The organism is Janthinobacterium sp. C22, assembly GCF_057919405.1.
Genome location: NZ_CP193659.1, coordinates 718,531 through 730,859, shown reverse-complemented (window position 1 = coordinate 730,859; position 12,329 = coordinate 718,531). Strand labels below are relative to the sequence as shown.

The following is a 12,329-nucleotide window of genomic DNA, read 5'->3' as shown; positions in this document are numbered from 1 at the left end:
TTCGCATTACACCACAACCATCCTATTCTCACCGTTCCGGTGCGCCAGCGGGGCGCATCGTGCAATCTTACGTTTGGAAAAATGATTAAAAAAACATCTTTGCCGCTGTGGGCCTGGGGCGGCATCGTGCTGCTGCTGGTCTGCCTGTCGCGCATCAGCATCGACATCTATCTCCCTTCGCTGCCGGCCATGGCCGATGCCCTGCATGCCAGCGATGCCCAGTTGCAACTGACCCTGAGCCTGTTCATAGCCGGCTCGGCCGCCTCGATGCTCGCTTGCGGGCCGCTGGCCGACCGCTACGGACGCCGGCCCGTGCTGCTGGCCGGCACGGGCATTTTTGTGCTCGCCAGCATCGTCTGCACCGTGACTTCCGACGTGCACGTGCTGATCGCCGCGCGCGTGCTGCAGGCGTTCGGCGGCTGCAGCGGCACCATCATCGGCCGGGTCATGGTGCGCGACCGCTTCGATCCCGCCACGCAGGCGCGCATGCTGGGGCAAATCTCGATGGTGATGGGCCTGTCGCCGATCCTGGCGCCGCTGGCCGGCAGCGTGCTCGACGCGGCGTTCGGCTGGCGCGCCGTGTTTGGCGTGCTGTGCCTGCTGGGTGCGCTGTCGCTGTGGCTGATCGCCGCATACGTGCCGGAAACCAAACCGGCCGACGTCGTGCTGCAAGGCAATACCCTGGCCCTGTACCGCCGCCTGCTGGGCGACAGATATTTCCTGCGCTATGCGCTGGCCATCGGTTGTGTGTATTGCACGTATTTCCCCTTCATCGCGGAATCGTCCGTGCTGCTGCAAAGGGGCATGCACCTGTCGCCTGGCGCGTATGCGCTGGTGTTCGGGCTGACGGTAAGCGGCTATATCGCGGGGTCGAGCCTGTTCCGCGCCCTGGGACCGCGCCTGGGCGCCGATCACATGCTGGGCGTGGCGGTGCTGCTGAATGTGGCGGGGGCGGCCAGCCTGTTGCTGGCGGGTACGTTGGCGCCGCAGCACGTGGCGTCGCTGGTGGCGCCCATGCTGCTGGTGATGGTGTCGGTGGGCATGGCGATTCCCGCCTGCCAGCTGGCCGTGCTGCAGCCGTATGGCGCCCAGGCGGGCAGCACCTCGGGCCTGTTCTTCTTCGTGCAGATGGCGATCACGGCCGCCTGCGGCGCCGTCATCGCCGCCATCACGGACGGCAGCGAAAAACCGCTGCTGTGGGTGACGGCGGCGGCCAGTGGCGCCTTTGCCGCCGTCTGGCTGCTCACGAAGAGCCGGGCCAGCGTGGCGGCAGCCAGCCTTACATGACGATCTTCACCATCGGGTGGCCCGACAGCGCCATGTACAGGGCGTCGAGCTGTTCGCGGCTGATGGCGCGCACGGTGACGGTCAGGCCCGTGTAATTGCCCTTGCCCGATGGACGCTCTTCCATGCGGCCCGCGTGGAAGGTGGGATCGTGGCTGATGACCAGCTCGAGCATGGTCGGCGCGAAATCGACATGCGTCGGGCCCATGATCTTGATGGGAAAGTCGCTCGGATATTCGATCAGCGATTCGCTGGGAGGAATCGTCACTTCGGTCGGTGGGGTCGTTTGCATGGGAAATCCAATCAGTGCCGGTCAGAACAGGCAGCGCTTATCGCGCGGCGGCTGCATAAAGACGTATTGTAGCCAACTTTGGGGGCGGATGCGCCCGCCGCCATGACGCCGGCCTGGCGCAAAAAAGCCAGCTGGGTAAGCTGGCGGAAAACTATTTCGTTTAGACAAAATAGCCGGAAAAGTCGTGCTGTCACTTGGAGGATAAGCAGTGGTCGTACTGTAAGCAAAATACGGCGGCTTTGCCTCCGGCATGTGACGAACTGCGCATTTTGCGGCTTGAACGTCGATACGGCGCGACAGACGGGCGCGCCGCCGCTCTCAGCGCTCCACTTCCTGCATCCGGCCATTGCGGCCGGGACCGCCGCGCTCGTTGTTGCGCTCATTGTTGCGTTCACGGGGCGGATTGGCGCGCTCGGCGCTGCGCGCCTCCTGGGGCGGACGCGCGGCAGGGGCCGGCATCGGCGGCGCAGGGCGCGGGGCGGCCACGGGTGGCGGGGCGGGCAAGGATGGCGGCGGCGCCGTCTGCAGCACTTCGCGGCGGGGGCCACGTTCGGCGCGGGGCCGCTCCTCGCCACGCCAGCCGGGACGGGCCACATGGTCTTGCACCGGGGGCAAGGCCGGCACTGCCGGCATCACGGGCTGTTGCGGCACGGGCGGCTGTTGCGGCTGCGCCGGCACGGGCGGCCGGTTCGGCGGCATGGGATGCGGCGCCAGGTGCGTCTGGCCATCGTCCGTCTGCAGGCGGCCAGGGCGGTTGACCCAATCGCGCCGGGACTCCCGGTCGCCGCGCGGCGCCTCAACGGGGCGCTGCCAGTTCCCGGCCGGCGCAGGCGCCGTGCTCAGCGGCAAGCTTTGCATGACGGGCGGCGGCATGGTGGTGCGGTTGCGGCGCGGCACGTCGACCGTGCGCGCGCCGCCAAAACGCTCGCCCGGCAGCATGCTCATGCCGGCGCGGCGTTCGCGCTCACCCATGATCGGGCGGCGGCCCTCGGCGACGCGGTTGATGCGGCGCTCATAGTCCGCGCTGGCGCGGTAGCCGGGCACATAGCGGTCGTGCGGCGACAGGGGGAACCAGCCGACACCGGGCCCCGGCCGCTGGCCGTGCTGCTGCCAGTGGTTGCCGCCGACCCAGCCCACCACGGCCGGCGCCCAAGGCGCGCGCACGCGCTCGCGGCCCGGCGCCCAGCCCCAGCGGTGGCCCAGCAGCACCCAGCGGCCGTAGTGCGAGGGCGCGTAGCCCCACGGCGCATTGTCGACCCAGGTCCAGCCCCACGGCGCGATCCACGTCCAGCGCCCGTCGCTGTACGGTGCCCAGCCGGCCGGCACCGCGCTGGGCAGCCACAGGGGGCCGTACTCCGCATCGTCCTGCCAGGCGCCGTAGCGGTCCAGCTCTTCGTAGCCGGTGGTATCGTCCGTGACATAGCGCAAGGCCGGCGCGGCGGCGGGCAAGGCTTCGGGCCAGTTGTCAAACGCCACGCGCTGCACGGCGCCCGTGCGCAATTCCTCATCCGTCAGCTCGGCGCGCTTGCCGGCACGCAAGGTGACGCTGCCCGTCGCGCCATCCACGTCGGCCGCGCCGTCGAGCACGCTGACGACGCTGGTGCCGGGCTGGCGTCCCGCCTCGATGCGCACCCAGCCCGGCTGGGTCAGGCTCACGCGGGCCTGGGCCGTGGTCAGCTCGAAGCCGCGCAGCGCATCGGGATTGCGCACGCGCACGCTGACCGTGCCATGGCCGAGGTGCAGCTTGAAACTGTCGTCATCGAGTTCGCTCACTTCCAGCTCGGAATCGCCATCGAGGCGCACGGCGGCGGCGCCCACGCGAAATTCCGCCAGCGCGCCGCGCAGGGTAGTCAAGCGGTTATCCGTCGTGACGGGCCAGTTCAAGAGGGCGTTTTGCGCGTCGCCATCGCCGGCGCGCACCAGCACCTGCCCTTCGACGGTGGAAATGCGGCCCACGCGGGCGGGCGGGTCCTGCGCCAGGGCGAAGGCGCACGCCGACGACAGCAGCACGGCGCACACGGCGTTCAGGAGGGGGAAAGACAGGGTAGGACGCATGGCAGCGCTCCAGGCAGGACTTACAAGGAAGACATATTACCGATTACATCCGCATCGTGCCGGCATCGCAAGCGGGCTTACAAATGTTTGCATCTTGGTTTGCATATTGCCTTGGCTCAGGATGCCGCCTGGCTGCCGCGCTTGACGAAGAACAGGGCCGCGCCGACGGCCATCAGCAAGCCGCCAAAGAAGCGGTTCTGCTTTTTCACGGCGCGCGCGTCGCGGAAAAAGCGCTGCATCGACGAGGCTAAAAAGGCGTAGCTGTGCATGACGATCTGATCGATCGTGCACATGGTGACGGCCAGGATCAGCAGCTGCGGCAGCAGCGGCGCTGCCGGGCTGATAAATTGCGGCAATACCGCCACCATGAAAATGATGCCTTTCGGATTCGTCACATTGGTCAGAAAGCCCGTCAGCACGCGCCGCCCCATGGAAGGCACCACGGCGTCCGCATGCAGGTCGCCCGTGACGGCCACCTTGGCGCGCCATTGCGACAGGCCCAGGTAGATCAGGTACAAGGCGCCCACCGTCTTGACGATATTGAACGCCACTTCGGAGGCCAGCAGCAGCGAACCCACGCCGGCGCCGGCGATGCCCAGCACCACCAGCAGCCCCAGCTGCAGGCCCAGAATCGTCGCGCTGGCCTTTCTGACCCCGTACGACAGGCCGTGCGACATCGACAGCACGGCGCCCGACCCCGGCGAGACGGCAATGATGGTGGCGGCGAAGACAAAGGCGATCCAGGTGGCGAAGTGCATGCGGTTTCCCAAAAAATGGTGGCAAGAGGCAATTTTAACCCGGTCAGTGCGGCCTTGCCGGCCCGCCCTGGGGTAAGATCGCAGTCACGCCTTACCGACGCCATCCCTTGCCGTACAACCAAGAACAACACCATGAAAAACAACACTTTCCTCGCTCCACAATTTCCTGTCGCCACCGTGGGAGCGCGCTGAGATGGCCGGCTCCAGCCTGTTGGCCCTGCTCGACGACATCGCCAGCATCCTCGATGACGTTTCCCTGATGACCAAAGTGGCCGCCAAGAAGACGGCCGGCGTGCTCGGCGACGACCTGGCCCTGAACGCGCAGCAAGTGGCCGGCGTGCGCGCCGAGCGCGAACTACCCGTCGTCTGGGCCGTCGCCGTCGGCTCGCTGAAGAACAAGGCCATCCTCGTGCCCGCCGCGCTGGCCATCAGCGCGTTTGCGCCGTGGGCCATCACGCCCCTCTTGATGGTGGGCGGCGCCTACCTGTGCTTCGAGGGTTTCGAAAAGATCGCGCACAAATACCTGCACCCGGACGACAGCCACAAGGCCGAGCTGGCGCAGGCCCTGCGCGACCCGCAGGTCGACCTCGTGGCGCTGGAAAAGGACAAGATCAAGGGCGCCATCCGCACCGATTTCATTTTGTCGGCGGAGATCATCGTCATCGCGCTGGGCACGGTGGCCGCGGCCACCTTCGCCGAGCAGGTGGCCGTCGTCGTCGGCATCGCCCTCCTCATGACGGTGGGCGTGTATGGCCTGGTGGCCGGCATCGTCAAGCTCGATGACGCGGGCTTTTATTTGTCCGCGCGCAAGGGCGCGGGCGCGCTGATGGACGGCGTGCGCGGCTTTGGCCGCATGCTCGTGTCGGCGGCGCCGAAACTGATGAAATTCCTGTCCGTCGTGGGCACCCTGGCCATGTTCATGGTCGGCGGCGGCATCCTGACGCACGGCTGGCCGTGGGCCAGCGCCATGCTGCACCATGCGGAAGAGGCCGTCGGCGGCGTGGCCGGCATCGGCCCCGTGCTGGCGGCCGTCACGCCCAGCCTGATCAACGCGGTGGCCGGCCTGATCGCCGGCGGCCTGGTGCTGGCCGGCGTCACCGCCGTGTCGGCTTTGTTGCGCATGATCAAGCCCAGCAAATAAACTTTCTGGTCTGATGGGGCGGCAGGCGCATCCGTGCCTGCCGCCCCGGCCATGCCGGCGGCGCCCGCTGCCCATGGAGACCCTATGCATGCTTCCCCGCCCCACGCCCCAGCAGCGCCTTCATCGGCGCGTCCTGGGCGGCATTGCTGATCGGCATCGTCACTTACCTGTCCGGCCTGTGGAACGCCAGCATGGCCCTCAACGAGAAGGGCTATTATTTTACGATCCTCATGTACGGCCTGTTCGCCGCCATCTCGCTGCAAAAGTCCGTGCGCGACCGCGCGGAAGGCATCGCCGTGACGGGCATGTATTTCGGCCTGTGCTGGATTTCCGTCCTGCTGGCCTTGCTGCTGCTGACGGTCGGCCTGTGGAATGCCACCCTGCAAAACAGCGAAAAAGGTTTCTATGCCATGGCGTTTTTACTCAGCCTGTTCGCCGCCGTGGCCGTGCAAAAGAACGTGCGCGACGTGGCGCGCGCCACGCCGCTCGCGCCGGTGGATGTGCCGGGAACTTAAACGCCACCGCCCCGTCTATCTCCGTATCCATGTCGGGAGGGGATGATGGGCGACCAGCAGAAACGTTTGCAGATGGCACTGGAGGCGGCGCACATGGCCATCTGGGATTCGCGCATCGTCGATGGCCAGGTCATCGACGGCACGGTCAGCTGGTCGGCCAAGGGCGCTGCCTTGCTGGGCCTGGAGGAGCGCCCGCTGACGCAGCCGTTCCGCGCCTTTCTCGACTGCGTGCACGCCGGCGACCGCGACAAGGTGATCAAAGTGCTGCAGGACGGCGTGCGCCGGCGCGAAGGCTACGCCCTGCAATACCGCGTCGTCTGGCCCGACGGCAGCGAACACTGGCTGGCGGCCAAGGCGCAAGTGTTCATGGATGACGCCGGGCATCCCGAACGCACCCTGGGCATCATCTGGGATATCACCGAGCACATGGCGCGCGAGCTGATGATCGCCGAGCGCAAGGAACTGGCCGAAGTGACGCTCAGCTCCATCGGCGACGGCGTCATCACTACCGATCCGCAGGGCAAGACGCGCTACCTGAACCGGGTGGCCGAACAGTTGACGGGCTGGAGCAACGACATGGCGCGGGGCATGGACATCGGCCAGACCATGCCGCTGGCCGACGAACGCACGGGCGAAGCGCTCGAGCACGTGGCCATGCGCTGCCTGCAACAGCGCCAGGCCATCGGCATTTCCCCCGCTCGCAACTGGTCACGCGCGAAGGCCGGCGCATCGCCATCGAGGAGTCGGCCGCGCCGATCTGGTCGCGCGACGGCGAGATTCTCGGCGCCGTCGTCGTGTTTCGCGACGTCAGCCACGAACGCAAGCTGAGCCAGCAGCTGTCGTGGCAAGCCACGCACGACGCCCTGACGGGCCTGATCAACCGGCGCGAATTCGAACACCTGGTGGCCGGCGCCCTGCACACGGCCAAGCAGGACGGCCACACGCATGCGCTGCTGTACCTGGACCTGGATCAGTTCAAGGTCATCAACGACACCTGCGGCCACGGCGCCGGCGACGTGCTGCTGCAGCTGCTGGCGAAGATGCTGCAGGGCCGCATGCGCGACAGCGACATCCTGGCGCGCCTGGGCGGCGACGAACTGGGCGTGCTGCTGCCCCACTGTCCGCTCGAGCACGCGCGCCAGATCGGCGAACAGCTGCGCCAATCCATCCGCGAATTCCGCTTCGCCTGGGATGAACGCAGCTTCGAGCTGGGCGTGAGCATCGGCATCGTGGAAATCAACCAGGACAGCAAGTCCATGAGCGAGCTGCTGAGCGCCGCCGACCAGGCCTGCTACCTGGCCAAGGAGCAGGGCCGCAACCGCCTGCACGTGTATCAGGAGTCCGACGTCATGCTGGCGCAGCGGCATGGCGAAATGCTGTGGATTTCACGCCTGAACGAAGCGTTCACGCACGATTATTTCCGCCTGTACGCCATGCCCATCGTGCACCTGCACGATTGCCCGGAACACCACGACGAAGTGCTGATCCGCATCCGCAACAGCAAGGGCGACCTGATCTTGCCCGGCGCCTTCATCCCCGCCGCCGAACGCTACGACATGATGCTGCCCATCGACCGCTGGGTCATCCGCGCCGTCTGCGCGCATATCGAGAGCGTGCGCGACAGCCTGCCGCCGCTCGAGGCGCTGGCCGAAAGCCGGCGCCGCGCACCGGCCCTGTATTCCGTCAACCTGTCGGGCATGTCGCTGGCCGATGCCGGCTTGCACGACTACATCACCGAACAGTTCGTGCAATTCGCGATTGCGCCCGAGCAAATCTGCTTTGAAATCACGGAAACGGCCGTCATCGCCAACCTGCCCAAGGCGCAAGTATTCATGCGCCAGCTCAAGGCCATGGGCTGCCGCTTCTCGCTCGACGACTTCGGCAGCGGCTTTTCCTCGTTCGGCTACCTGAAGGCCCTGCCCGTCGACTATCTGAAGATCGACGGCGTCTTCGTGCGCGACATCGCCACCAATGCCATCAACCGCGCCATGGTCAAGGCCATCAATGAAGTGGGCCACGTGATGGGCCTGCAAACGGTGGCCGAATACGTGGAAGACGACGCCACCCTGGCCATCATCCGCGAACTGGGCATCGACTATGCGCAAGGCTACGCCGTGGGCAGCCTGCGGCCCCTGACGGCGGGCGTGGATTAGCCGCCGCCGGCAACCAGTACCTTTAAAACAATGCCGCATTGCTATCGCTAAATGCGTACAAGCACGACCAATCTGGAGGATTTTGATCTACATCAATAAATTTGCGCAGGCGACTCCTTACACTGATCTCCATTCTTGCAATCGTGCAAGTCTTACTCACCAATTGCTCATTTAACCGATCAGGAAGCCGCGACCATGCGACAAAATTTGCCAGTGACTAACCGTGAAGTCCTCGTCCAGGACGACCAGGCCATCGTGTCGAAAACGGATATGAACGGCAATATCGTGTACGTGAATCCGTACTTCAGCCAGGTCAGCGGCTTCAGCGAGGCAGAGCTGCTCGGTTCACCGCAAAACATCGTGCGCCACCCGGACATGCCGGCCGAAGCGTTTGCCGACCTGTGGGCCTCGATCCAGGCCGGCACGCCGTGGACGGGCCTGGTCAAGAACCGCTGCAAGAACGGCGATTTCTACTGGGTGCGCGCCAACGTCACGCCCATCCGCGAAGCGGGCAAGACCATCGGCTACATGTCGGTGCGCGTGAAGGCCGACAAGGACCAGGTCAAGGCGGCCGAGGAAGCCTACGCGGCCATCCGCAACAAGGAAGGCGGCAACATCGTCATCAAGCACGGGCAGATCGTGCGCCCGGGTCTGGCGCACCTGCTGCACAACCTGACGCACATGTCGCTCAACCTGCGCATCTGGGCCGCCACCTCCATCGTCAACTGCCTGCAACTGCTGGTGTGCGTCATCAGCCTGTTCGCCAGCGGCGGCAAGATCACCAATTACGCCATCTTCGGCGCCACCCTGTTCGGCTTCCTGATCAACGTCTTCCTCTGGTACACCTTGCGCATGTCCGTGCTCAAGCCGCTGGGCAAGGCCCTGAACGGCGCGCGGGCGATTGCCGCCGGCGACCTGTCGGGCAGTTTTGAAACGGACAGCACGGATGAAATGGGCCAGCTGCTGCGCGCGCTGCAACAGATGAACAGCAACCTGATCGCCACCATCCGCGACGTGCGCATCAACGTGGAAACCATGGCCGTGGCCACCAAGCAGATTGCCGTCGGCAATATGGACCTGTCGGGCCGCACGGAATCGCAGGCGGCCAGCCTGGAAGAGACGGCCTCGAGCATCGAGGAATTCTCGTCGACCGTGAAACAGAACGCGGACAACTCGGTGCAGGCGAATGAACTGGCCGTGGCCGCCTCGAAAGTGGCCGTGCAGGGCGGCGAGATCGTTTCCGAAGTCATCACCACCATGGACGACATCAATACCTCGTCGAAGAAGATCGTCGACATCATCGGCCTGATCGAAGGCATCGCCTTCCAGACCAACATCCTGGCCCTGAACGCGGCCGTGGAAGCGGCGCGCGCCGGCGAGCAGGGCAGGGGCTTTGCCGTGGTGGCGGGCGAAGTGCGCAACCTGGCGCAGCGCTCGTCCGTGGCGGCCAAGGACATCAAGCAGCTGATCGAAATTTCCGTCGGCAAGGTGGGCGCCGGCATGCTGCAGGTGAACCGCGCGGGCGCCACCATGGAGCAGGTGGTCAGCTCCGTCAAGCAGGTGACGGCCATCATGCAGGAAATTTCCATCGCCTCGCGCGAACAGAGCATCGGCGTCGACCAGGTCAACCAGGCCATCGCCCACATGGACCAGGTGACGCAGCAGAACGCGGCCCTGGTGGAAGAAGCCGCCGCGGCCGCCACGCGCCTGGCGGAAGAAGCAGCCAGCCTGTCGCAAGCCGTGAGCCTGTTCAATTTCGGCAAGATGCCGCCCCCGCGCCGCGTCGCCATGCCCGGCGGCAAATCGGGTGCCGCGAACGCCGGCAAACCCGCCATGAAACGCCTGGCCGCCTAAACCTTTCAAGACATACAAACACATCATGCCTACACTCCTCAGCAGTGCTTCCGCCGACCTGGACGCCGTCGTCGAATTCGACCCGGTCATCATCGGCAAGATGAGCCAGTCCGGCCCCCGCTACACGTCGTATCCGACGGCCGACCGTTTCAATGCCGACTTCGGCTACGGCAATTTCCTCGAAGCGCTGGCCGCGCTGCGCATGCGCGGCGGCCGCCGTCCGCTGTCGCTGTATGTGCACGTGCCGTTCTGCGACACCCTGTGCTACTACTGCGCCTGCAACAAGATCATCACGAAAGACCGCAGCAAGGCCGCCACCTACCTCAGCTACCTGAAGCAGGAAATCGCCATGCAGGGCAAGCTGTTTGCCGGCATGAACCAGATCGAGCAATTGCACTTCGGCGGCGGCACGCCCACCTACCTGAGCGAAAAGCAGATGGACGAACTGATGGCGCACCTGCGCCAGCATTTCGAGTTCGCCTCCGATGAAGACGGCGAATATTCGATCGAGATCGACCCGCGCACCGTGTCGCGCGAACGCGTATTTTCACTGCGCGCGCAAGGTTTCAACCGCATCAGCCTGGGCGTGCAGGATTTCGACGCCGACGTGCAAAAGGCCGTCAACCGCATCCAGCCGGAAGCGGAGACGGTGGCCATCATGCAGGCGGCGCGCGACGCCGGTTTCCGCTCGATCAGCATCGACCTGATCTACGGCCTGCCCAAGCAAAGCCTGGAGACGATGACGGAAACCCTGCGCAAGGTGATCAACGCCAGCCCCGACCGCATCGCCCTGTACCACTACGCGCACATGCCGCACCTGTTCAAGCCGCAGCGCCGCATCCTCGATGCCGACATGCCCGACAGCGCCACCAAGCTGGCCATGCTGGGCCTGTGCATCGCGCGCCTGACGGCCGCCGGCTACGTCTACATCGGCATGGACCATTTCGCCAAGCCGACGGACGACCTGGCCGTGGCACAGCGCCAGGGCCGCTTGCACCGCAATTTCCAAGGATACTCGACGCGCGCGGAAGCGGACCTGATCGCCTGCGGCGTGTCGGCCATCAGTTCCGTCGGCGCCGTCTACAGCCAGAATGAAAAGACGCTGGACGCCTACTACGAAAAGCTCGACGAAGGCGTGCTGCCGATCGCGCGCGGCATCAAGCTCGATACGGACGATTTATTGCGCCGCATCATCATCCAGATGCTGATGTGCAATTTCGAATTGTCGATCGCCACCATCGAGCAGGCGCATCCCGTGAAATTCCGCAGCTACTTCGCCGCCGAGCTGGAAAAGCTGCGCGAACTGGCGCGCGACGGCTTGCTCGTCATCGAGGAAGACTGGCTGACGGTGACGCCGAAAGGGCGCTTGCTGATCCGCAATATCTGCATGGTCTTCGACCGCTACCTGACCCTGGCGCGCGCCAACGCGGCGCCGGACGCGCCGCAGCCGCTGCGCTACTCGAAAACGGTGTAACACCGCCCGATGAACGTCCTCAGCCTCGTGCCCATGTTCCTGGTCGGCCTGGCCGGCAGCGTGCACTGCATCGGCATGTGCGGCGGCATCGTGGGCGCCCTGTCGATCAGCGGCGGCGGCGCAGCGGCGGCGCCGGCCCGCCCGGTGATCGCCATCGCCGTGGCGCGCCCGGCATTGCCGACAACCGTGCAAGCCAATGTGCTGCGCGTGCTGGCCTACAACGGCGGGCGCATAGGCAGCTACATGCTGGCCGGCGCCCTGGCCGGCAGCCTGGCGGGCGCGGGCATGCTGCACATGGCGTCCCTGCAAGTGGCCGGCTACTGGCTGGCCAACCTGATGCTGGTGGCTTTGGGCCTGTACCTGATGGATGCCTGGCGCGGCCTGGCCCGCCTGGAAGCGGCGGGAAATGTCGTCTGGCACCGCGTGCGCCCCCTGCTGAAACCGCTGATGCCGATGGATACCCCTCTAAAGGCGCTGGCCGTGGGCGGCCTGTGGGGCTGGGTGCCGTGCGGCATGGTCTACAGCGCCCTGCTGACGGCCATGATGCAAGGCTCGGCCCTGAGCGGCGCGGCCGCCATGGCCGCCTTCGGCCTGGGTACCCTGCCCACCCTGCTGGGCATGGGCTTGCTGGGCACGCGCCTGCGCGCACAGATGCAGCGCCGTCCCGTGCGCATCGCCAGCGGCGTGCTGGTGCTGGGCTTTGGTCTGCTGGGCCTGCTGCGCGCCGCGAATGGCGTGTCGCTGGGCTGGCTCGACGCCCTGTGCGTCACGGGCCATCCATGAAAAGACGCATGAAAACAAAC

10 protein-coding genes and 1 pseudogene are annotated in these 12,329 nt (G+C 65.9%); 8 read left to right on the top strand and 3 right to left on the bottom strand.

What is annotated here, in order from left to right; all coding sequences use genetic code 11:
• The first annotated feature begins 81 nt into the window (after positions 1-81).
• Positions 82-1,287, top strand: a complete 1,206-nt coding sequence (locus tag ACRHIG_RS03290; RefSeq protein WP_489629359.1) for a multidrug effflux MFS transporter — start codon at positions 82-84, stop codon at positions 1,285-1,287.
• Here ACRHIG_RS03290 and ACRHIG_RS03285 read toward each other — a convergent pair.
• From ACRHIG_RS03285 to ACRHIG_RS03275, 3 genes are all read right to left on the bottom strand, one after another.
• The gene (locus ACRHIG_RS03285) at positions 1,280-1,576 is read right to left on the bottom strand and encodes a DUF493 family protein (RefSeq protein ID WP_070257888.1); all 297 of its coding nucleotides are present in this window, start codon (positions 1,574-1,576) and stop codon (positions 1,280-1,282) included. The two genes, ACRHIG_RS03290 and ACRHIG_RS03285, sit on opposite strands and share 8 nt — an antisense overlap.
• A gap of 318 nt (positions 1,577-1,894) precedes the next feature.
• A complete protein-coding gene (locus ACRHIG_RS03280; protein WP_489629358.1) occupies positions 1,895-3,631 on the bottom strand; it encodes a DUF6600 domain-containing protein in 1,737 nt (578 codons plus the stop codon).
• Positions 3,632-3,747: 116 nt separating this feature from the next.
• The gene (locus ACRHIG_RS03275; RefSeq protein ID WP_489629357.1) at positions 3,748-4,389 is read right to left on the bottom strand and encodes a LysE family transporter; all 642 of its coding nucleotides are present in this window, start codon (positions 4,387-4,389) and stop codon (positions 3,748-3,750) included.
• Positions 4,390-4,582: 193 nt separating this feature from the next.
• On the opposite strand from ACRHIG_RS03275, the gene ACRHIG_RS03270 reads away from it, so the two are divergent.
• From ACRHIG_RS03270 to ACRHIG_RS03240, 7 genes and pseudogenes are all read left to right on the top strand, one after another.
• Positions 4,583-5,530, top strand: a complete 948-nt coding sequence (locus ACRHIG_RS03270) for a DUF808 domain-containing protein (RefSeq protein ID WP_475417236.1) — start codon at positions 4,583-4,585, stop codon at positions 5,528-5,530.
• Between the two features lie 104 nt (positions 5,531-5,634).
• A pseudogene (gene yiaA, locus ACRHIG_RS03265) lies at positions 5,635-6,045 on the top strand (inner membrane protein YiaA); the annotation flags it as partial.
• A 45-nt stretch (positions 6,046-6,090) separates the two neighbouring features.
• Positions 6,091-6,873: a PAS domain-containing protein gene (locus ACRHIG_RS03260; RefSeq protein ID WP_489629356.1), complete on the top strand. Its 783-nt coding sequence runs from the start codon at positions 6,091-6,093 to the stop codon at positions 6,871-6,873.
• On the top strand, positions 6,840-8,198 hold the full coding sequence (locus tag ACRHIG_RS03255; RefSeq protein ID WP_489629355.1) for a putative bifunctional diguanylate cyclase/phosphodiesterase: 1,359 nt from the start codon (positions 6,840-6,842) through the stop codon (positions 8,196-8,198). The genes ACRHIG_RS03260 and ACRHIG_RS03255 overlap by 34 nt, the downstream gene beginning before the upstream one ends.
• Before the next feature lie 195 nt (positions 8,199-8,393).
• Positions 8,394-10,052: a methyl-accepting chemotaxis protein gene (locus ACRHIG_RS03250; protein WP_475417239.1), complete on the top strand. Its 1,659-nt coding sequence runs from the start codon at positions 8,394-8,396 to the stop codon at positions 10,050-10,052.
• 25 nt (positions 10,053-10,077) lie between these two features.
• Complete coding sequence (gene hemN, locus ACRHIG_RS03245; RefSeq protein WP_489629354.1) at positions 10,078-11,526, top strand: oxygen-independent coproporphyrinogen III oxidase; 1,449 nt, start codon at positions 10,078-10,080, stop codon at positions 11,524-11,526.
• Positions 11,527-11,535: 9 nt separating this feature from the next.
• Positions 11,536-12,309, top strand: coding sequence for a sulfite exporter TauE/SafE family protein (locus ACRHIG_RS03240; protein WP_489629353.1), 774 nt, complete (start codon positions 11,536-11,538; stop codon positions 12,307-12,309).
• Positions 12,310-12,329 lie beyond the last annotated feature (20 nt).